This window comes from Brevibacillus sp. NPDC003359 (assembly GCF_042878995.1).
GTDB lineage: Bacteria > Bacillota > Bacilli > Brevibacillales > Brevibacillaceae > Brevibacillus.
In genome coordinates this window covers 88,151-109,669 of the sequence record NZ_JBIAOR010000004.1, presented here as the reverse complement: position 1 = coordinate 109,669, position 21,519 = coordinate 88,151, and the positions used below count along the sequence as shown (strand labels likewise).

Genomic DNA, 21,519 nt, shown 5'->3' with positions numbered 1-21,519 from the left:
AAGAAACAATTTACTAGTTTTTCGTGTCAGGCATGTGTCAAACTTTGTAACTTGCCCCCATTTCAAACGTCTAAAGTAAAGAGAGCGACTACGAGGGAGATTTCGAAGAATGAAAAATCGAACGACAAGTGTACAGCGTCCTTGCTGGCGCGGTATTTTGATAGGATTGGAGATTATCATGCTGCTCGGTCTAGTATGGTCGGGCTACAACTGGTACCGCATCGAACAGACGATTAAGGGGGCCAACGCCCGGCACGCAACTGTCGGCATTGTCCTCGGTGCAGCTGTCTGGGGTGAGGGGCCAAGTCCTGGTCTGCGCGAACGTCTCGAGCAGGCAGTGACTCTGTATGATGAAGGTTATGTATCGAAGCTGTTGGTCACAGGCGGCCTCGGTGAAGGCAAAACGATCACGGAAGCTGCTGTGAGCAGAAATTACTTGGTTGCCAAGGGAATTCCCGAAGAGGACATTTTGCTAGAAAGCAAGTCTACCAGCACATACGAAAACCTGCTGTACGGCCAGCAGGTCTTGGAGGAACATGATATACAAGACGCCCTGATCATCAGCCACGACTATCATTTGGCCCGTGCAATGGTCATGGCCGATTCACTGGGAATTGTCGCCTCTCCTGTAGGGACGACGTCACACGTCCTGTTTGGACCGTACCATAAGGCGAGAGAAGTACTCGCCCTTACGTATTGGGAGTTCTCTCGCCTCTGGAATCAAGCGCTAGGTACGGTGGTTCTCGCGTAAAATTTCATACACATCGACAAAATGGCGGATTCGCTCCATGATGCGAGCCGCTTTTGTTTGTTCGATCCGATTTCCGTTGGAGATAGACAAATGCTCTTGCAGTTCGTTCAGTGCGTAGTTGGAAGTAAACAACGTAGGCAAATGGTTGTTTGCACGCTGATTCAATATTACTCCCAAAATCTCGTCCCGCACCCATGGTGTCAGGTTCTCCGCACCGATATCATCGAGGATCAGTACAGGCACTTCTTTCAGTAGCCCCAGCTTCCCTGCGTACGATTGATCCGAGATCGAGTCCTTCATTTCCCGGATAAAGTCAGGCACATAAACTAACAAAGAAGCGACATTGCGCTCAGAGAGCTCGCGACCGATTGCACCCATGATATAGCTTTTTCCAACCCCAAACGGCCCGTGCAGATAAAGCCCTTTTACCCGCTCGCCTGTTCCGACTTTTTCACAGAACTGAATCGCGGCATCTACGATAGCCAGATTCCCGGAATCAATGACCAAGCCTTCGAAACTCGCGTTCAAGGTCTCTTCGGAAACGTAATAGCTGCGCATCAGTCGGCGGCGGCGAATCTCTTCCTCGTGCGACAGTTGCTTGGAACAGGGCGTAATCGAGGTGATAATATGATGGTGAGCCAGCTCCAAATGAGTGCTATGCCCCTTGACCAAATTCGGGCATTCGCCAAGACCCGGACAGCGCTCACACCAATACTGCTCCTTGACCGCCGTATAGATGTTGGAGAGCGAGCGAAGGTAATCGTCTCGAGTCAATTCGGGATGCTCTTGTTGAAATGCTTTTAAATACGCTGACGAACGGAACATTTTATCTAACTGCTGATCCGGTGTCAGCAACTGACGCGGTGTTCGTTTGGCGAGCTCTTGCATGAACTCACTGATAGATTCCACGTTCCCTCACACTCCTTATTTCCGTTTTCGCAAGGTTTCCAGTCTTTTCTGCAAGTCTGGAAAATCCTGAATGGACTGTTTCTTTTCAGCGTCCGATGCGGTTTTCTCCTGCGACAGCTGCCACTCGACAGATGCAGGCAGCTTGTCCTGCAAGATGGCTCGACCATTCCGTCTGACAGGGGCAGATTCCTTCTTGCCCGTTTTTGCCTTCTCAGCTGTTTGTGCCCGTTGATCCGCACGTTCGAGGATCTGCTTGACTGCCTCGTCGACTGTTGCGATCCGCTTGGCTTTCCAGCTGTCACGAATCGTCTCCATGTACGCTTTTGGCAGCTCCATTTGCATGCTCGCTAGCGTATGAAGCAGCAGCGCATTGACGACATCTGGCTGCATCCCATCTGCAAATACAAGCGTTTCAGCCCGTTCCAAAAACACCTTGCTGATTCTGCCACCAACGACCTTTTCTAACAGGGTCACCGGTGATAGCTGGCGACAAGCACGGATAAAGGCTTCACTGCCAGGCTCAGGCAAGCGACCAGGTCCCCAGCCTTCCTCTGCCGTGTCAGTTGCAGGCACCGTTCGGTACAGCTTGTCTTCCGTGTAGCGTTGTACCAAACGCTTGCGCAAAACTTCTCCGTCCAGACTCCGATCCGACTTGTACAGCGTCCAATCACGCAGCTCCTGCCCCATCCCCCAGCTGTCCAGCTGATAGAAATGGCAAAGCGAGAACAACAGCTCCATGCTCTTGCCTTCCAAAACTTTGGCCGAGTCGGCATTATCCGGCAAGTACAGGCGCAAGGATGATACACTCAACGAATGGTTGACTTGTGCCTCGTAGCCAGATTTCATCGGCGCTTGCGGGAAATTGGTGTCCATCTCGGTTAAAAACTGATCCCGCTCCGATCCTTTTTTCACTTCCAGCTCCGATGGTTTCAACGACTGGAAAACATCATGGAAGTCTTTCGTAACGTTTTCCACAATGGAGTATTCTTGATCCAACTGACTGCCAAGCGTATCTGCATAATGCTGGCGCAGTTGCGAATAGCGAACGTTTTCGATTTTGTTTAACAACATCAACGACAGTACATAGTCTGCAAAAAACTCACCCGGACTAAGCGGCGGTTTGATCAAGTACTCGTAATAATAGTCACGCTGCTGATTTTCCCTGCGGCGCACCTCGACTAGACCAATAGCCTCCAGGCGTTCACGCGCATTTAATAGCCGATCCAGAGAAAGCGAAGTCGTCAGCATCAAACTGCGATGGGTCCCCTCTGAGGAGGCTCCGCTCACCTCCTGCACGCCATGGACGAGCAGTTGGTAGAAAGCGTACGATTCGACACCGATGATCGGCAAGTATAGCTGCGTAACAAAGCCCATTTCGGCGAAGCCAATCGGTCTTGCCATCCGCACCAGATAACGATCCTTCGGCAACAACTCGTTCCAAACTAAACGACGCATCAGATCTTTCCTTCCTGACAAAATTCGATTCTTTTATTATAGCACGACTACCCATTCATTCGCGGAAAAATCAGCTGGAAAGCCAAAGAAGCCCTGGCGGATCGGCCGCAAGAGCGTGGGAGAGAAGTTGCGAGTCTGGCATCAAAAAGCTTATCTATTCTTTTGGAAACGAGCTGTTGCGCGCTTGAGCCAAAAGCTCCTCCAGCTCTTTCATAAATACATTGATATCTTTGAATTGGCGGTATACAGAGGCGAATCGCACATAGGCGACCTCATCGACATGGTATAAACGCTCCATGACCTTCTCCCCAACGTCATTGCTCGGGATCTCTGCTTGCCCGCAGCTGCGCAATTCTTTTTCAATGTCGTTCACTACATTTTCAAGCACTTCCAATGGTACGGGACGCTTCTCGCAAGCACGCACCAGCCCGCGCAATATCTTGTCTCGACTGAATTCCTCGCGCGTTCCTTCCTTTTTCACAATTAACAAAGGGGTTTCTTCTACCATTTCAAAGGTAGTAAAACGGCGCTCGCAGGCTTCGCACTCACGGCGACGACGAATGGATTTATTATGATTGAAAGGACGTGAATCCAGGACTCTAGTCCCATTATATTCGCAAAATGGACAACGCATATCAGAATCAACTCCAATACTGACAATACTTGTCTACAGTGTCCCTCATCTTCCCGTCATAAGTCAAGTCAATCCTTGTACCTATTTAAAGCATAAGTCGAATGGAGTACAATTATAGTACTGTTGGAGGGATAGTCATGCGTTTAGTATCTTTAAGACACCTACAGCCTGGAATGAAATTGGGACGTACGGTCTTCACAGAAGATGGAAAGGTGCTGCTTGGAACCGGTATGCAATTAACGGAACGACTCATTTCCGGATTAGAGCGAGCTGGTGTTGATTCGGTATATATCGATGATCCCCGTACCAATGACATCGTTGTGGAAGAAGTGATTCGCCCACAAACCAGGCAAATAGCTGTGGAAGCTATCGAGAAGACGATCAAACAAATTACAAACTCAAACAAGCTGGCCCGGAAAATCTCCTTAAAAGAAATGGGCCTTCATTTTCAGCGTGCCTTTAGTTCGATTTTGGACGACCTGATGCAAAACAAGCAAATGGTTGGGCATTTGACAACGATCTCCACTCATTCGCCATCCTTGTACCATCATTCTGTGAATGTGGCTGTGCTGGCGACTGCTGTGGGCATGTCACTGGGCTACAATCGCACACAGCTCATGAACTTAGGGATAGGTGCCATGCTACACGATATCGGCAAGGTAAATCTGCCAGAAGAGCTGTTGCTAAAAACAGAGCGTTGGACGGACGAAGAGAAGGAAATCGCCAAAGAGCATACGATGCTTGGCTTTAATTTGTTGCGAAAGCAGCATGACATCTCGCTTTTGTCCGCCCACGTCTGCTTGCAGCACCATGAACGGATAAATGGAAGCGGCTATCCACAGGGATTATCTGGCAAGCAAGTACACGAATTCGCACAAATCGTCGGCCTCTGTGATATCTATGACTCCTTGACTTCCCCGCGTCCATGGCGCAAGCGGTACATGCCACAGGATGCTGTGGAATACCTGTTTGGATCTGGCGGTACGCTGTTCGAGCATCATCTAGTAAATGCCTTTATCAAGCACATTGCCATCTTCCCAATCGGAAGCAGCGTCGTTTTGAATACCGGAGAAGTCGGGGTAGTGAGTCGGGTTGATCCAGACTATTCGCATCGTCCTACTGTACGTGTGATAAGAGACGGCCGAGGAAACAACGTCCCTAGCCCTTATGACCTCGATCTCAAGGCGAACATCCGTCTGTTTATTGTCGGCTTTGAAGATGATGATCTATTTAACGTGAACTCATTAGACGAATCTTCTTCCTCATCGTAACATACGAAGGAACGAAAAACCCCTTTGCTCGAAATCGGCAAAGGGGTTTTGTTTATGCTGCTTATTTTACACCAACGGCAGCTGCTTCTTTTAGTGCAGCTTGATTGTGCTGCTCAGATACGTGGCGAACCAGGTCTACGACACGGCAGGAGTAGCCCCACTCGTTATCGTACCAAGCAATCACTTTCACTTGATTGTCTCCCATTACCATCGTAGACAGACCGTCGATGATCGAGGAGTGATCGTTGCCATTGAAATCGCTGGATACCAGCGGCTCGTCGCAGAACTCGAGGTAGCCTTTCATGCTGCCTTCACTCGCTTCACGCAGGACGCGGTTTACTTCGTCCAATGTAACTGATTTCTTCGTATTGATTACCAAGTCTACTACCGAAACGTTTGGAGTTGGTACGCGCAAGGCAAAACCGTTCAGCTTGCCATTCAATTCTGGCAGCACTTTTCCTACTGCACGAGCAGCTCCTGTCGTCGTTGGAATGATGGACTCGCCAGCTGCACGCGCACGACGCAGGTCTTTGTGCGGGTTATCGATGTTCACTTGGTCGTTTGTGATCGAGTGAATGGTCGTCATGAGACCTTGCTCGATTCCGAATGCTTCATTGAGAACTTTCGCCACTGGAGCGAGACAGTTTGTCGTGCAAGAAGCATTGGAGATAATATGGTGGTTAGCATGGTCGTAGATGCCTTCGTTTACACCCATCACAATCGTGACGTCTTCTTCTTTCGCTGGTGCTGTAATGACAACTTTTTTCGCACCGCTTTGCAGGTGCTTGCCAGCGCCTTCGCGATTGTTGAATTTGCCTGTAGCTTCTACTACAATCTCAACTCCGAGGTCGCCCCAAGGCAGTTTCAGCGGATCACGGTCAGACAGTACGACCGTTGCTTTTCCGTCTACGATAATCTTGTTGTCTTGGACTTCTACTTTATTTTGCAGGCGTCCGTGAATGGTGTCATATTTCAACAAATGTGCAAGCGTTTCCGCTGGATAGCTGGCATTAATTGCAACGATTTCAATGTTGGGGTCCTGAATAGCGCGGCGGAATACCATGCGGCCAATACGTCCGAAACCATTAATACCGATTTTAATTGTCATATATAGAAACCCCTCTCGAATTGAGTTACGCTTATCTGATACTTTTATTATAATAAGTATGACACAATTATCAATGTGTTTTACTGAAAAATAAATATTTGGACGATTTCCCCTACCCAAAAAAAGAGGAAAAAGCCGCCCTCTTGTCAGCAAGAGAAGCGGCTTTTCAGGTTTTTTTAACGCAATTGAAAGTCGTAAATATTTTTGTAACGATCATGATAATAGAGCACTCGCTGAACATATTGACGGGTCTCTCCGTATGGAATGTCCTCAATCGTCTCTCGTTGTCCGTTCCATTGCTCACTCGCAAGCCATCCGTTTACTTTTCCCGGACCGGCGTTGTAGGCTGCAATGACTTTGACGATATCCCCATCATAGCGGGACAGCAAAAAATCGAGATACCATGTCCCAATCTCGATGTTCATGACAGGGTCGTACAAGTATTGACTGTCCTTAGGACGGAAGCCTGCCTCCTTGACGATCCACTCCGCTGTTTCCGGCATGATTTGCATGAGCCCTACTGCACCTTTTTTCGAAACGCGATCTGTCGCAAACCCACTCTCGGAACGAATGACTGCCAATACCAAATGAGGGTCCACCTTGTATTTCAGTGCAGCCGTCACAATCTGTTGCTCATATTTAATCGGGTACATCCATTTCCACACCAATGGCGTGTTTAGCAGCAGAAATACGCTCACCAAAACGAGCAGAATTAATGCTGCACGCTTGCCAAAACTCATGATTGACGCTCCGATCGAATCGCGGCTAATACCGCCTCCACTTGACGCTCGGTTTCTTCACGCGAACCAGAATTATCGATCAAAAAGTCTGCTTCCTGCTTCTTCTGATCAATGGGAAACTGCGCCCGCAGTCTTTTACGTCCTTGTTCTTCTTCCAATTCGTCGCGCTCCAGCATTCTCGCCAATTGCATCTCGTAGGGCGCATAGACGACCACGATTTTTTCTACCATATGTGTAAGCTTGCTCTCATACAGCAAAGGAATGTCCATAAAGACGATCTCGGCTCCATTCGCTTCCGCTGCTTCGGCCTCTTCCCGCATAACGCGGCGTACCTCGGGATGGACAATGGCGTTTAGCTTTTGACGCTCGGACTCGTCCGAAAACACGATCTCACCTAGCTTTTTCCGATCAATCTGACCGTCTTCCAATAGGATTTCTCGTCCAAAATGGCGCACGATCGCTTCATAGGCCAGTTTACCTGGTTCTACAACCTCTCTGGCAATCTGGTCGGCGTCAATGACAGGAATTCCGCGCTCTCTAAGCATACCTGTCACCGTGCTTTTCCCAGTGGCAATTCCGCCTGTTAACCCTAGTATCATGCCCATCCTCCTCCCTCGGTAGAAATGTTATATTTGCTTTGTGAAAAACTTCTCGAAGTTTTTCATGAAAATACGATGACCGCTTGCGGTCGCCAAAAGAAACGGTCACTACCGGTTCTTTTGGCACTGAGGACAAATATGTGTCCCTCTGCCGCCGACTACAAACCGAACGATTTCGGCCCCACACTTCGTGCACGCCTCATCTTTTCGTCCATAAACTAATAGAGATTGCTGGAACATTCCCATCTCGCCCTGTCCGTTCACATACGACTTGATGGAACTGCCCCCTTGTTCTACCGCTTCTTGCAAGGTAGAGACGATGCTTTCGTGCAGTCGAATGACTTCTTTATCTGTCAGCTTTCCTGCTGGTTTCTCCGGATGAATGCCTGCTTTAAAGAGTGACTCGTCCACATAAATATTCCCCAGTCCTACAATACATTCCTGGTTTAGGAGAAGCGGCTTAATTTTTGTTGACCGTCCTTTTAACAATTTCCCCAAAACTTCAGGAGTAAAACTCTTATCTAGCGGTTCTACTCCCAGCTTTGCCAAAGGTCCGACAGCTGTTTCCTTCCCCTTAGGGAACAGATCCATCGTCCCGAACTGGCGAACATCCCGGTAACGCAGCTCCGTTCCGTCCGTAAAATGGAAGACGACATGGGTGTGCTTCTCAACGGGATCATCCGCCTGATACATGCCATAGCGTCCTTCCATACGCAGATGGGACACGAGCACGTCCTCGTTTAAGAAAAACTGAATGAATTTTGCCCGCCGTTGGATATCCTGGATGGTTTGTCCCACCAAGAGAGCTTTGAAAGCTTCCACGTCATCTGGCTGACGCACAATACGCGCCAAATGTACACTTACTCTCTCAATCGTTTTTCCCATGACCAAGCCACGCAGAGTCCGTACGACGGTTTCTACCTCCGGCAATTCTGGCATATGCCCTCCTCCTCTCGCTGTCTATCCATCTTTATGTTCTAGGCATGCCTACTTCGCATCGTACCAGGTACGTCCGTCACTGACGTCCACCTTGAGCGGCACGTTGAGGGACAACGCACTCTCCATCACTTCTGGTACCAGCTTGCGCATGACCTCAAGCTCACTTTCTGGCACTTCAAATACAAGCTCATCGTGCACCTGCAAAAGCATGCGGCTAGCGAGACCTTTCTCCTCGATTGCCTCCTGCATGCGAATCATCGCCAGCTTGATCACATCGGCAGCAGTCCCCTGGATCGGCGTGTTCATCGCGGTACGCTCGGCGAACGAACGCAGGTTAAAGTTGCTGCTGCGAATATCAGGCAGGTAGCGGCGGCGGTTCAACAAGGTCGTCACATAACCATCCGCCTTCGCCTGCTGGACGATCTCATCCATCCAGCGCTTCACACCGGAGAAGACATCAAAGTAGCGCTCAATGAAGTCCCCTGCTTCTTTGCGGGTAATATTGAGGTTTTGCGACAGACCGTAGTCGCTGATGCCATATACGATCCCGAAGTTGACCGCTTTGGCCTGACGGCGCATCAGCGAGGTCACTTCTTCCTCACCCACACCAAATACGTCCATGGCGGTGCGGGTATGAATATCCATACCTTTTTGGAAGGCGTCAATCAAGTTCTCGTCTTGCGAAATGTGCGCCAAAATCCGCAGCTCAATCTGTGAATAGTCGGCCGCCAGCATGTACCAGCCGTCCTCTGACGGGATAAACGCCTCGCGAATCTTACGTCCTTCTTCCATGCGGATCGGGATATTTTGCAGATTCGGGTCCGTACTGGACAGGCGCCCTGTCGCCGTAGTCGCCTGGTTGTAAAGCGTGTGCACCTTGCTCGTCTTCGTATGGATTTCCTTGGTCAAGCCCTCAATATACGTAGAGCGGAGCTTACCGAGCTGACGGAAGGTCAGGATCGCATCGATGATCGGATGATACGGTGCCAGCTTCTCCAACACATCCGCACTGGTAGAAGGCCCTGTTTTGGTCTTTTTCAATACAGGCAGAGACAAGCGGTCAAACAAAATTTCACCCAATTGCTTCGGCGAGTTGATGTTGAATGTCCCTCCTGCCAGCTCGTAAATCTGATCTGTCAGACCCGCGAGCTTTTTGTCCAAGTCCTCCCCCATTTGCACGAGGCGCTCACTGTTTACCTTCACGCCTTGCTTTTCCATGAGAGCCAGGACCATACTCAGCGGGGCTTCCAATTCACCGAGCAGCTTTTCCATTTCGTTTTCCGCCAGCTGCTCGCGCAAGACAGGCACGCTCTGCCAAATTGCTGCCGCTTTATGTGCCACATGTTCGCTCAGCACGTCCATTTCAGGAACAAGCCGCTTGGCACCCTTGCCGTACACCTCTTCATCTGACAATACCCGTGTCTGTGCGTACTGTGCCGCAATACTATCCAAGGTCGGGTTGCTCTCAGTCGCATTCAGCAGGTAAGATGCGAGGTATACATCAAAGCTGATGCCTTTTATCGTCAAATCGTGCCAGGCGAGTCCAACCGTGTCTCTCTTGCCGTCAAATCCCCACTTCTCCTTCGCCGGATCAGCCAGCCACTCACAGAGTGCCTTCCATTCCTTGGCTACGTCCCACGGAACGAACATCACTGTATCTTCTACTGCCAGTCCAATCCCCAGGAATGGCGCATGATGATAGTTTTCCCCGTCCATTTCGATGTAGAGAGCCATCGGCGAAGTCAGCTTGGATTCGTATGCCGCTTTGTTTTCCGCTGAAATCATCTCAAACGAAAACGGCTTGGCATCTGCTTGTCCGCTTCCATCTGCTGGCTGTGCCACTTTGATCTTGGACAAGAGCGATTTGAACTCCATCTTTTTAAAGAACTCGCTGAGAGGCACGCCAGCATAGCCTTCATAACCAGTCTCTTGCACTTCCAGCTCCACAGGCGCTTCACGCAAAATAGTTGCCAAAGCTTTACTCATGTTCGCCTTGTCTACATTCTCACGCAGGTTCTCTTGCAACTTTTTGCCAGAGACTTTATCGATATTTTCCAGTACTTGCTCGACAGAACCATATTCGTGCAGCAGCTTCAAAGCTGTTTTCTCCCCGACACCAGGGACACCTGGAATGTTATCGGACGAATCGCCCATCAAGCCTTTCAGATCAATTATTTGCAGCGGCTTAAGGCCGTACTTTTCGTGAATTTCTTGCGGGGTGTACAGCTCGATTTCGCTGACTCCCTTGCGCGTCAAAGCGACGGATACATGCTCTGACACGAGCTGCAGCATATCTTTGTCTCCGGTAATGACAGTCGTTTTCCAAGCTTCCTCATCAGCCTGCTTCGTCAACGTACCGATAATGTCATCCGCCTCGTAACCTTCCAGCTCGAAGCGTTTGATTGAGAAGGCATCCAACAGCTCCCGAATCAGTGGAAACTGTTCAGACAGCTCCGGCGGAGTTTTGCTGCGTCCCCCTTTGTACTCTGCATACTCGCTATGGCGAAACACGACTTTTCCCGCGTCAAAAGCAACCATGATATGCGTTGGCTTCATTTCCTCCAACACTTTTAACAGCATAGTCGTAAAGCCCAGCACTGCGTTCGTATGCAGTCCTGCCGATGTGGACAACAAAGGGAGCGCATAAAACGCTCGGTTCGCAACACTGTTTCCATCAATCAACACAAAATGACTCAAGGAATTCGACCCCTCTCGTTACAAAACTACTATCTTTAATCGTAACATAGGGCAAACATCAAAGCCAAGCTGTAGATATGGCGGGTAAAGAACAAGGTGATTGAACAGACTATGAAAAAAATGGACAAGGAAGGTGATCCTTTGTATTGGAGGAAATTGATTCCGCTCTTGCTCACGCTATGTCTTTCCCTGGGAGCGATTCCAGTGACGGCAAACCCCGATCCAGCCCCCGCACCCGCCGTCAAAAAACTGATGGCATTTGTCATTGACGATTTCGGGAACAACATGCAGGGAACGGAAGAAATATTAACGATGCCAGTCCCACTAACTGTTGCCGTCATGCCGTTTCTGCCTAGCACGAAGCAGGATGCCGAGCTCGCCCATCAAAAAGGACATGATGTACTCGTTCACATGCCGATGGAGCCGATGAAAGGAAAACGCTCCTGGCTCGGTCCTGGAGCCATTACAGCTGATCTGTCCGACGATGAGATTCGTAGTCGCGTTGAGAAAGCGATTGACGATGTGCCACATGCGATTGGAATGAACAACCATATGGGCTCAAAAATTACGGCTGACGAGCGAATCATGCGCATCATCATGAAGGTCGTCAAAGAGCGTGGGCTCATTTACTTGGATAGCAAGACCACTGATAAAAGCGTGGCGGGGAAAGTCGCAGCTGAAATGGGCGTGCCCCATGCAGTGAATCAAATTTTTCTCGATGACGTATATTCTGTCCCGCATATCACGAAGCAAATGGAGCTCGTCTGCAAACGAATCCACAATCATCCCATCTGTATCGCAATTGGTCACGTTGGACCTCCTGGCAAGAAAACAGCCTCCGTTCTGCGCCAGTACATCCCGCGAATTCAGAAGGAGGCCGAATTTGTAACCATTTCAAAGCTTATCCAGCAAATTGCTCATTAATTTTCGCCACCAGCTCTCCTTCACACTAGCCCCCGTTTTCAGATTTCCCGACAGCTTTACGTATTCGCTCACGGCTTCTGTAATGGCCTGAGCGATTTTTTCTTGTGCTTTGGGATTCGTTAACATTTGGCGGTCATGCGCATTGCTGATAAAACCCATCTCCACGATGACAGACGGACAGTAGTTATGACGAAGCATGTAGTACGTCTTGCCCCTGACTGGTTGGTTGTTCGTCCCTGTCAGCTTGTTCAGGGAGTTTTGCAGCAGTTCTGCCAGCATATAGCTTTGTTCGGTATCCTGGTACAAAAGAATGGCACCCCGTCGCCGTGAATTAGACGCCCAGTTCACATGCAGGCTGAGCAACATCTGGGGACCAATCTCTTTCGCCAAATTCTTCCTCTGCGCTAGATCCCGAATATGCCTCGATCGGTTGTCCAACCACCGATTCTCATCGCTCAGTGCGATATCTTTGTTCCGATTCAAGGCCACCGTATAGCCAGCTTCTGTCAACTGTTGGTAGAGTTGTTTGGCAATTTGCAGATTGATATCTTTTTCGTACAAATCCCCATAAGAAGTGCCCGAATCTACACCCCCATGACCAACGTCAATCAAAATGTGAAAAGGGGTGAGCGGCAATGCTTCGCTTCGTGTCGGGATACAAATGAGGATAAGCATAAAAGCAGCGATGCGGAAAATAGTCAGTAAGTTTCTCATGCCAGTAGGATAACCGGATTGAAAAGAAACCTTTCAAGAGGCGAGGTACACATAACATTGTGAATTTTTTAATCCAACTGTACAATTACAATAGTGAAACATGACCTTACCCGCATAAGAAGGTGTACTGATGAATCAATCGTTGGAAAAACCGTTATTCCCCCCGTATTTGGCTCTCTTAATCGGGGTGATCGCCATTTCCTCTTCTGCGATCTTTGTGAAGCTATCGGATGCACCGGCTCCGATTATCGCTACGTATCGCCTGATTTTCTCCGTTCTCTTAACGCTTCCTTTTTTATTATGGAATCGTGGTGCCATCGCAGAGATTGGAAATATATCCAAAAAAGTATGGCTACTCTGTCTTTTATCCGGAGCCTTTTTGGCTAGCCACTTTCTCTTGTGGTTTGAATCGCTAAACTACACGTCTGTAGCCAGTTCTACTGTACTCGTTACGTTGCAGCCATTATTTGCATTCATCGGCGGCTACTTCTTTTTTGGTGAAAAAATTCGATTTCTGGCTCTATCCGGCGGCTTGCTGGCGGTTGCGGGAAGCTTCGTGATTGGCTGGGGAGATTTTCAAGTAGGTGGCATGGCACTGTGGGGAGATTTCCTTGCTTTGATGGGAGCAGTCACCGTGACGGGCTACTGGCTGGTCGGGCAATACGTTCGTCAGCATATGTCCTCCTTTTCCTATACACTCGTCGTCTATACGGCCACCAGCGTGATTCTGGTCGCCTATGATCTGGCTCTCGGGTATTCGCTCGTCGGTTACCCTACGGCGGATTGGGGATGGTTCTTCTGTCTCGCCCTGTTCCCGACCTTGCTCGGTCATTCTATTTTCAACTGGATCATTAAATGGCTCAATACGACGACAATATCTATGGGGATTTTGGGAGAACCGATCGGGACCGCGATTCTCGCTTACTTCATCTTGGGCGAAGTGGTAACGACTCCGCAATGGATCGGCGGATTGATCATTATCGCCGGTATTTATGTGTTCATTCGTTTTAACCAACCTACTAAAGGAGTGTCCTCCATTGAACAAGCAACCGGAGAACCGAAAAAGCTTACGTGAATTCGTCAAGGGACTGAGTATTTGGGCGAAGATTGGCTGGACAATTCTTCTTGGCTACATCGTAGGACGGATTTTGTACTGGTTATTTAAAGTAATGTCCTAACAGGCAAAAGGGGGCAATTCCAGAGAAGTCTTTGACAACAAGACTTACGGAATTGCCCCTTGCTATTAAGCTGTTGCCTTCTTGGTTGCTGGTACCTCTTGATTTTTTTTCGGCTTTTTATGCAGGAAGTACAGAAGTGGAATCGAGAGGACAATAGGGACAACCGATACGAGGAAAGTATCCCCGATGCCTTGTACCAACGATTCTTTTGCCATCATTCCATACAAAATCGCGCTAGCTCCCCCTGTCGCACTCGCCGCATCTACCCCTACTTGGGCATACATTCCTGAAATGCCACTGATAAACTGCATCGCCATATCCGTATTCAAGTTGTCAGAGATCGACGCCATGTGGAAATTTTGACGCGCCTGCATGATCACTGTCAAAATCGCAATGGCAAACGAACTCATGACCTGACGCAAAACGTTGGACAGCGGAGAGGCATCCCCTACACTGGTACGCGGGACGGCGTTCATCCCGACTGTAGACAGCGTCATCATGCACAATCCGATTCCAATCCCACGAATGGTCAAGATCATATCGATCCACGAGTGCATACTGTCAGCAGATAGATTGTGCAGTTCATACGTCGTGGTGCTCATGATGGTTAAGCCGATCAACCCAATCGGTCCGATCCCGTATTTATCCATCAGCTTTCCGCTGATTGGCATCATGATCGCCATGGCAATCGATTGCGGCATGAGTAGGATTCCGGACTCCATCGCCGTCAATCCCTGAATGTTCTGGAGGAAAATCGGCATCAGGAAGATACCGCCCATCATCCCCATCATAACGAAGCCGGAAGTCAAAATACTAATAGTGAAGGTAGGAATCTTCAAAAGCCGCAAATCGAGCAGCGGACTTTCCTTACCGAGCTCCACCCAAACAAACAGGATCAAACTCATCACGGCAGTGAAAAACAGACTGACGATGAAAAAGGAGGTCCAGCCCTCTGCTTGCCCTTTACTTAAGGCGAGCAGCAGCGTTCCGAAGCCGACAATGGCGAGAAATGCTCCCAAGAAGTCGAACTTCAACTCTGGCTTTTTCGGTGTTTCCTTGAGCAGAACGATACTCATGATCACCGCAAAAATACCAAAGGGTACACCGACCAGAAAAAGAAATTGCCAGCTTAAAAATTCGATGAGATACCCACCCAATGTCGGGCCCAACGCCGGGGCTGTCATGGAAGCAATCCCGAATATCCCCAATGCCATTCCGATCTTTTCACGTGGAACGATCATGTAAATCATCGACATCCCGATTGGCATGATCATCCCCCCACTTACACCTTGCACGACGCGAAAGGCAATGAGCGAAGAGTCACTCCACGCCAAGGCGCAAAGGATAGATGAAAAAGTAAACGCGGATAAGGAGAATACAAATATTTTTTTCGCCCCGAATTTGGCGGACAATGAGCCACTCATCGGAATCATGACGGCGTTTGCCAGCATATATCCGGTCAATACCCACTGCATGGTCTCTGTGGTCGAACCAAAAATATTGACCATGGCTGGCAGGGCAACGTTAATCAAACTATTGTTCAGAATCGCAACGAAGGTTCCTGAGAGGATTGCGAGAAGAGACAGCCACATGCCGCTGTTCCCGCTTTTCTCCTCTCGGTGTGCCACCGCTTCCGCCATGTGTCATCACCCCCGTTAGTTTGCGATCACCTTACTGCCCTCGGACAGTTTGTCTGTCGGGTTCAGCACAATTTGATCATTGTCTTTGACGCCATTCGTGACAGTTGTCCAGTCGCCGCTTGCATTGTCCACCGCAACTTCCACCTGATGTACAACGTTGTCGTTTACAGTATAGACGTAATGCTTGCTGTCTTTCTCCAGCACGGCTGATGTCGGCAATTTTGTTCCTGTCGTTGCCTGGCCTTGGAGCATGACCTCTGCTACCATCCCTGCGCGCAGCAAGCCGTCCTGATTACTTACCTTCACTTTAACTGGGAAAGAACTGCTGTTGGCATCCGAAATCGGGGAGACAAATTCAACGGTACCTTTCAGCACTTTCCCACCCAGACTGCCTACCTTCACATCAACGGTAGAGCCGACCTTCACTTGGTTGATTTGGTTTTCAGGTACACTTGCTTCTACTTTGACATCCACCATATTCACAAGCACCATCAGAGGTGTCCCGGCTGCTGCCATTTCTCCCGGATCAACCGAGCGCTTGGCGACGATACCTGTGATTGGCGCACGAATAATGGTATTGTCATAATTGCTTTTCGCCAGCTCCAGATTGGAGCCCAAACGGCTTACTTCTGCTTGCAGAGCCGCTACCGTGTCAGCAGTTGGGCCTGCTTTTGCCAGATCGTACTGGGCTTGCGCCTGTTCAAGACCTGTGCGTGCCTTTTCCAAATCCAGCGAAGATTTCTCCAACTCCGCTTGGGACAATGCGCCTGCATCAAACAACGCTTTCATCCGATTGTAGTTGCTCTCGACCACCTTCAGGCTGGCTTCTGCCTGCGTGACAATACTTGAAAGCTGCGTCAGTTGCTCATTGCGTGCACCTGCCTTCGTATCTCTCAGCTTTGCCTGAGCGCCTGCAATGGCTGCCTGTGCCTGATTGATCTGCTGCTGATAGTCGGCTGCCTCCAGCGTGACCAGAACATCGCCTTGCTTGACGTTTGCGCCTTCTTTTACGTTCACGCTAGCTGCTTTTCCAGATACTTTAGAGACGACTTGGATTTCCTCAGATGCTGCCACCTTACCATTGGCGATGACACCTGTAGAGGCAGAGGTCACCTTCCACGTCTTCACGACAGGGACGTTCTCGCTCGCTTGCGATGCAGAAGATGTCTCGCTACAGCCCGCCGTAATCAGCGAAACGGCCGCCATGACTGCAGCGATTGTTTTCCATTGTGCTGTCTTTTTCATGCTTGATTACATCTCCTTCACGTGCACTTTGATCTCGGCATTCAATCCGGCAACGAGGTCCAGACCTGCTTTATCATCTATGGCGATTTTAATCGGGATACGCTGGGTTACCTTGGTGAAGTTCCCGCTCGTGTTGGCAGCTGGCATCAAGGAAAATGTAGAATTCGTCGCTTTTCCGATCTCCATCAAATGACCGCCCAATTTCTTACCTGGGTAAGCGTCAATCGTAAAATCGACTTTTTGGCCGAGCTTCAACCGTTCGATCTCAGTCTCTTCCAAATTGGCGGAGATGTACAATTTGCTTTCGTCGATCACAAGAGCTACCGATTGCCCTGTCGAAACAATCTCTCCCTCTTTTGCTTGCGTTTTAATCACGGTACCTGTAATGGGGGAACGCAACACGCTGTTTTCCAGCATCGTCGTTGCTACGTTGGCTGTATCTTGCTGCCCTACGATTTGGTCCGCTATAACGGTATCGCCTTCTTTGACAGCGAGTCCGGTCAGTTTGCCTGTCATTTTGGGCATGATCCGATAAATGTCTCCCGCAATCCGAGCATCTTGTGTGGTCACATAATGTGCACCTTGATACCAATAGTAGTAACCGATTCCTCCACCACCTGCCACGAACAGGAGCAAAATGACATACAAAACCAGTTTTCGCTTCATGGTTTCTCCTCAACTTTCTCGTTCTTCTAGTTTCACAATCAATGTTTCCATTGATTGAATAATGATGTCTAAATCCTCATCGGAAAGTCCATGGAAAATACGCTTGTAAAAGTTCTCTGAGAAAAAATCAACCTTTTCGAACAGCTCTTTAATCTTCTCTGTTTTGCGAATCCAGACAACACGGCGGTCGTTCTCATCACGCACGCGCTCTACGAGTTGCTCTCTTTCCAAACGATCAATGATCCCAGAGACAGTACTGTACGATAAATCTACGGCCTTGCTTATTTGACCAATCGTCTTCGGATCAGGATGTATTTCTCGAATGACCATTAGCTGCGGGACAGTTACACCATATTGGGACAGTTCTTTTGTGGCCATTGAACCAAATGTCTTGTTCAGCCGCTTCAACAAGTCCCGAATATGTAATGGTTTATTCATAACGCACTCCTTTCTTAAGTAATATTTCGTGCACGAAATTTTAGCACATGAAAACTATACGACGTTTTTCTATCCTTGACAACTATTTCTTCAGGTTAAACTTTAACTAGGCAACCTTTTAAAAGCAGTCGTTAGTCGGACTGTCGTGGTGGGGAGGAAACAGGAGAAAACGCTCAGATTCTAGGTCCACCTGCTGTGGGATTGACTGCCCGGCTCCATGAAAAAAAGCGAAACCCGCGTCCAAAGTGGTCTATTCATGGGGTGTCTCAGAGGTGGACGCTAAGAGCTTGTTTCTCTTTTTTTCATTGCGCCTCGGGCGGTGTCCCTAAGATCTTCGCTTTTTTCTCCTGTTTCCTCTACGAGCTTTCCGTTTGATCCGATTTTTTAATGCCTAAAAAGATGGAAGAATGTAATCAGTTACGACAGAGAAGAATATTTCCAGACGTAGCGACTTGTGGAGTCCTACCGAGCGGAGAAGTGATTTGCGGGCAACAGAAACGCAACGTGCCCATGCTACGAAGCGGCTACCACTTTTGCGTTTCCCCGCAAATCACTTCGGAGCGGGCAGTCTAAACATCCCCGAGGGACGGAGCCTGGAGCCTAGACTGGAAATATTCTTCTCCCCACCGCAGCCTCGTACTAAAAAAGAAAAACCGACACCCCCTTTACCATCAAGGGATTGTCGGTTCATTTTCATTCAAAATAGATGGCGCATCCGGTGCTTCCTCAGGAGTTGTGCGGCGAACACTTGGTACATTACGCGGTTCATGCTCAATCTCAGGAAAAGAGTGAACGGTCACGTACATGCTTCCGTTGCTCGCGATCGCACGGATCAAGACAGGATAGGCGTATTTGTTTTGAAATACAAAATCAGGGCCGTACCAGCTCACCGTTGCATCTCGGCCTGGGGGTACGTACGCTACGTTTCGGCTATGCGAATAGCGCTGCATAATGTGCAAACCTGCCTGGTCTACCGCATTGAACAAAGTAGACGATACTTGGCAGATTCCTCCCCCGATGCCTTCTGACAGCTCTCCTCTGACAATGATGGGCGCCTGCAAATACCCTTTTTCTTTCGTACGCTGGCCCACTACCTTATTAAAAGAAAAAATTTCTCCTGGCAGTACGACGTTATTGTTAATCGCCTGCGAAGCGAGCTTAATGTTGTGTACACGATTTCGGTTACCCGCATTGAAATAGGTCGCATATTGTCCGATCCGTTTTTTCCGAACCTGACTCATGAGAGCCTTGTCTACCTTCGGGAATACCTCTTTGTAGCTGACATTCATGCTTGCGGCTCCCGTACCGTAAAAATAATCGTAAAAACGTTCGCGAAATACCGCGTCATCTAACCTTCTTCCCTTGGTTTCTGGAACAATAGCCCCGGCGTTATTAATCGTCGCATTGATGGGCTCGATGTGGGCTTTTTTCGCCATCTCTTCCACCATGCGCGCAAGCTTGCTTTCATCAACCAAAGGAACGCCATCAAAGGGAAGAGAATAATCAGCCCGATTGAGAATAGCTACCGTCCTGTCCTCCATCTCTATCTGCAAAAAGTTGGTTGGGTCGAGCGGATTGATTAACAGTAACAGAGCCAACGTCATAGCAAAACCCATCCGGCTGCTCACCTCCATTCTCCAACAACGATCATCTTCCGTTATTGTAGTATGAGCAGTCGAACGGGTTTCATTCTACGATCCGAATACGATTAGCCCATCTTTGTCAGTCTGCTTACGAGCGCTTGTGAGACAGCCTTTAAACGCTGCTGGTCAACAGCTTCCTGATACGTGTTGTTTAACTGGTCACGCAGCTCCTTGGCCGCGACAAGATTGGCTGTGGCCTCTTTTATTTTTTGAGTATACCTTACCTTGATATCCATTAATTCCTCATCATATTTCTCATCGGTTCCTGGGGTAATTGCGCGTGCGTACATATCAATGACCTCATCCGTATCTTTGCTCGGAAAATACTCATGCGGAGCGGTGCTGTCAAAAATAGCGAGGCTCTTCTCGGGTACAATCACCATATCGAGGCTGTGTGGATCCAAACCACAGTGGTACACTTCCACATCAAAACCACGTGTTTGGGCCTCTTTCACTAGCTTTTTCAGCATAGTTGACTTGCCAGAGCCTGGTCTGCCCTTGATGAAGTAACGCTTCTCCAATTGGTCTGTCAGCTTCATGATATGATCGACAGGTCCCTGTGGAGTGGCTGCCCCCAAGTACATACGCCGAACTTTTGCTTTCTTCTCTAGCTGCTCCTCCCCGAAGAATAACGCGACGACTTCTTCCGTGACGCGATTGGCTTCTTCCCTGTTCAGGTTTTCAATATAAGGGGCTTCCCACTCATCATGGATGTGCAGTGCTTCGCCAAAAGCTTGATAAGCCTCTTCACTCTTGCTAAAAATCTCTTCGTACCAGGCGGCGATCCGGTCTTTGTAATTCACGAGCTGATCAACATCTACCATTGCCTGTAGATTGACCTGAATTTCAGTTACGCCAGGGGAAGCCGGTCTCCACATGCGCGGATAGCTTCCATCCATGATTGCTACTTTATATTGAGGAAATATGACACCATCAAACTGTCCGTTCACAAAAGGGGAATGAATCCACTCCACTTCGTCTGTTTTTCGTGCCATTTGATTGCCAATCGACTCGATCAGTGGCGATGTAATTCCTTCCACTGTTCCTGTCAAAATATAAACGCGCTCCAAACCTTCCAATACGGAGTCATAAAACGTCTTGTATCCTCGCGCAGTGTTCCCTGCGGCGTATATATGGCGCACTTTTTTCGTCATTGCCTTTCCCTCCTGTACATCTTCTCGCTGCGGTTGAAACGATGTATTGTATGCACAACAGGAGAAATAGGCGTCTGTCTACAAGGATAGAAAAACCGCTGCAAGCTATTATTCGTAGCTCACAGCGGCTTTTTGTCATTCGGGTATTATTTATTCAAATCCGTCATTTTACCAGTAGACATATAAATAATCCATTCGCAGATGTTCGTGACATGATCGGCAATCCGTTCCAAATATTGCGCGACCAAGAGCAAATGCGTACCTTGTGAAATGGCCTGACTGTTTTTCGTCATCAACTCAATCAGATCATGGAAAATCGTAGAGTACAGCTTATCAACAATGTCGTCGCGTGCAGCAATCTCTTCTGCCGCGTCTTTGTTGCGTGCAATATACGCATTTAAACAATCACGCACCATAGCCTTGACGTGATCAGCCATCATCGGAATATCGATGAGAGGTTTCACGTACGGGTCCGCCATCAAGCGTCGGGTCGTCTTGGCAATGGAAACGGCATGATCACCCATTCGCTCCAAATCCGTCACCAGCTTCAACATTGTTCCCAGGCGTCGCAAGTCACCTCCGACTGGCTGCTGCAGTGCAATGAGACGAAAGCAATCGCTCTGTATTTCTTGCTCCAACTCATTGATCACTGGATCGTTTGCGATAACCTGTTCAGCTAGCCCAGCATCCCGCTCGACCAGACTCTTAATAGATTTATGAATGGCTTCTTCCACCAATGTGCCCATCGTCATGAGCTTGCGGTGCAGTACATCCTGCTGTTCTTCAAAAGCTTGCCGTGACATTTCCCTCTTCC

General features: G+C 48.9%; 20 protein-coding genes. 4 read left to right on the top strand and 16 right to left on the bottom strand.

Annotated elements, in window-relative coordinates:
• Positions 1 to 109: 109 nt before the first annotated feature.
• Positions 110 to 751 carry a YdcF family protein gene (locus ACFYU8_RS14455; RefSeq protein ID WP_390300361.1) on the top strand — a complete coding sequence of 214 codons (642 nt, stop codon included), beginning with the start codon at positions 110 to 112 and terminating at the stop codon, positions 749 to 751.
• Here the strand turns inward: ACFYU8_RS14455 and dnaI are convergent.
• The 3 genes from dnaI to nrdR all read right to left on the bottom strand — a co-directional run bounded on the left by dnaI (position 728) and on the right by nrdR (position 3,749).
• Positions 728 to 1,660, bottom strand: a complete 933-nt coding sequence (gene dnaI / locus ACFYU8_RS14450; RefSeq protein WP_390300363.1) for a primosomal protein DnaI — start codon at positions 1,658 to 1,660, stop codon at positions 728 to 730. The two genes, ACFYU8_RS14455 and dnaI, sit on opposite strands and share 24 nt — an antisense overlap.
• Positions 1,661 to 1,675: 15 nt before the next feature.
• Positions 1,676 to 3,115 carry a replication initiation and membrane attachment family protein gene (locus ACFYU8_RS14445; protein ID WP_390300365.1) on the bottom strand — a complete coding sequence of 480 codons (1,440 nt, stop codon included), beginning with the start codon at positions 3,113 to 3,115 and terminating at the stop codon, positions 1,676 to 1,678.
• Positions 3,116 to 3,269: 154 nt separating this feature from the next.
• Complete coding sequence (gene nrdR, locus ACFYU8_RS14440) at positions 3,270 to 3,749, bottom strand: transcriptional regulator NrdR (RefSeq protein WP_106841730.1); 480 nt, start codon at positions 3,747 to 3,749, stop codon at positions 3,270 to 3,272.
• Between the two features lie 137 nt (positions 3,750 to 3,886).
• On the opposite strand from nrdR, the gene ACFYU8_RS14435 reads away from it, so the two are divergent.
• Entirely contained in the window at positions 3,887 to 5,020 is a 1,134-nt protein-coding gene (locus ACFYU8_RS14435; protein ID WP_390300367.1) for an HD-GYP domain-containing protein, read from the top strand.
• 61 nt (positions 5,021 to 5,081) lie between these two features.
• Here the strand turns inward: ACFYU8_RS14435 and ACFYU8_RS14430 are convergent, their stop codons facing one another.
• The 5 genes from ACFYU8_RS14430 to polA form a co-directional block, all read right to left on the bottom strand.
• On the bottom strand, positions 5,082 to 6,128 hold the full coding sequence (locus ACFYU8_RS14430; RefSeq protein WP_390300369.1) for a glyceraldehyde-3-phosphate dehydrogenase: 1,047 nt from the start codon (positions 6,126 to 6,128) through the stop codon (positions 5,082 to 5,084).
• 176 nt (positions 6,129 to 6,304) lie between these two features.
• Positions 6,305 to 6,868, bottom strand: a complete 564-nt coding sequence (locus tag ACFYU8_RS14425; protein ID WP_390300371.1) for a lytic transglycosylase domain-containing protein — start codon at positions 6,866 to 6,868, stop codon at positions 6,305 to 6,307.
• On the bottom strand, positions 6,865 to 7,473 hold the full coding sequence (coaE, locus tag ACFYU8_RS14420) for a dephospho-CoA kinase (RefSeq protein ID WP_390300373.1): 609 nt from the start codon (positions 7,471 to 7,473) through the stop codon (positions 6,865 to 6,867). Before coaE ends, ACFYU8_RS14425 begins: the two co-directional genes overlap by 4 nt.
• Before the next feature lie 102 nt (positions 7,474 to 7,575).
• Positions 7,576 to 8,406: a DNA-formamidopyrimidine glycosylase gene (mutM, locus tag ACFYU8_RS14415; RefSeq protein WP_390300375.1), complete on the bottom strand. Its 831-nt coding sequence runs from the start codon at positions 8,404 to 8,406 to the stop codon at positions 7,576 to 7,578.
• 48 nt (positions 8,407 to 8,454) lie between these two features.
• A complete protein-coding gene (gene polA, locus ACFYU8_RS14410; RefSeq protein WP_390300377.1) occupies positions 8,455 to 11,103 on the bottom strand; it encodes a DNA polymerase I in 2,649 nt (882 codons plus the stop codon).
• Positions 11,104 to 11,214: 111 nt separating this feature from the next.
• Here polA and ACFYU8_RS14405 point away from each other — a divergent pair, with 111 nt between their 5' ends.
• Positions 11,215 to 12,027, top strand: a complete 813-nt coding sequence (locus ACFYU8_RS14405) for a divergent polysaccharide deacetylase family protein (protein WP_390300379.1) — start codon at positions 11,215 to 11,217, stop codon at positions 12,025 to 12,027.
• On the opposite strand, the gene ACFYU8_RS14400 is transcribed toward ACFYU8_RS14405, so the two are convergent.
• The gene (locus ACFYU8_RS14400) at positions 11,998 to 12,741 is read right to left on the bottom strand and encodes an N-acetylmuramoyl-L-alanine amidase family protein (RefSeq protein WP_390300381.1); all 744 of its coding nucleotides are present in this window, start codon (positions 12,739 to 12,741) and stop codon (positions 11,998 to 12,000) included. The two genes, ACFYU8_RS14405 and ACFYU8_RS14400, sit on opposite strands and share 30 nt — an antisense overlap.
• Positions 12,742 to 12,871: 130 nt before the next feature.
• On the opposite strand from ACFYU8_RS14400, the gene ACFYU8_RS14395 reads away from it, so the two are divergent.
• Positions 12,872 to 13,816: a DMT family transporter gene (locus tag ACFYU8_RS14395; RefSeq protein WP_390300383.1), complete on the top strand. Its 945-nt coding sequence runs from the start codon at positions 12,872 to 12,874 to the stop codon at positions 13,814 to 13,816.
• Positions 13,817 to 13,984: 168 nt separating this feature from the next.
• Here ACFYU8_RS14395 and ACFYU8_RS14390 read toward each other — a convergent pair whose 3' ends face one another.
• From ACFYU8_RS14390 to phoU, 7 genes are all read right to left on the bottom strand, one after another.
• The gene (locus ACFYU8_RS14390) at positions 13,985 to 15,559 is read right to left on the bottom strand and encodes a DHA2 family efflux MFS transporter permease subunit (protein ID WP_390300385.1); all 1,575 of its coding nucleotides are present in this window, start codon (positions 15,557 to 15,559) and stop codon (positions 13,985 to 13,987) included.
• A gap of 15 nt (positions 15,560 to 15,574) precedes the next feature.
• Positions 15,575 to 16,804, bottom strand: a complete 1,230-nt coding sequence (locus ACFYU8_RS14385; RefSeq protein ID WP_390300387.1) for an efflux RND transporter periplasmic adaptor subunit — start codon at positions 16,802 to 16,804, stop codon at positions 15,575 to 15,577.
• A gap of 6 nt (positions 16,805 to 16,810) precedes the next feature.
• Positions 16,811 to 17,470 carry an HlyD family secretion protein gene (locus ACFYU8_RS14380; RefSeq protein ID WP_390300389.1) on the bottom strand — a complete coding sequence of 220 codons (660 nt, stop codon included), beginning with the start codon at positions 17,468 to 17,470 and terminating at the stop codon, positions 16,811 to 16,813.
• 9 nt (positions 17,471 to 17,479) lie between these two features.
• A complete protein-coding gene (locus tag ACFYU8_RS14375) occupies positions 17,480 to 17,908 on the bottom strand; it encodes a MarR family winged helix-turn-helix transcriptional regulator (protein ID WP_390300391.1) in 429 nt (142 codons plus the stop codon).
• Positions 17,909 to 18,579: 671 nt separating this feature from the next.
• Entirely contained in the window at positions 18,580 to 19,524 is a 945-nt protein-coding gene (locus ACFYU8_RS14370; RefSeq protein ID WP_390300393.1) for a VanW family protein, read from the bottom strand.
• Between the two features lie 92 nt (positions 19,525 to 19,616).
• Complete coding sequence (locus ACFYU8_RS14365) at positions 19,617 to 20,705, bottom strand: PRK06851 family protein (protein ID WP_390300395.1); 1,089 nt, start codon at positions 20,703 to 20,705, stop codon at positions 19,617 to 19,619.
• 146 nt (positions 20,706 to 20,851) lie between these two features.
• Positions 20,852 to 21,508: a phosphate signaling complex protein PhoU gene (gene phoU, locus ACFYU8_RS14360; protein ID WP_390300398.1), complete on the bottom strand. Its 657-nt coding sequence runs from the start codon at positions 21,506 to 21,508 to the stop codon at positions 20,852 to 20,854.
• Positions 21,509 to 21,519 lie beyond the last annotated feature (11 nt).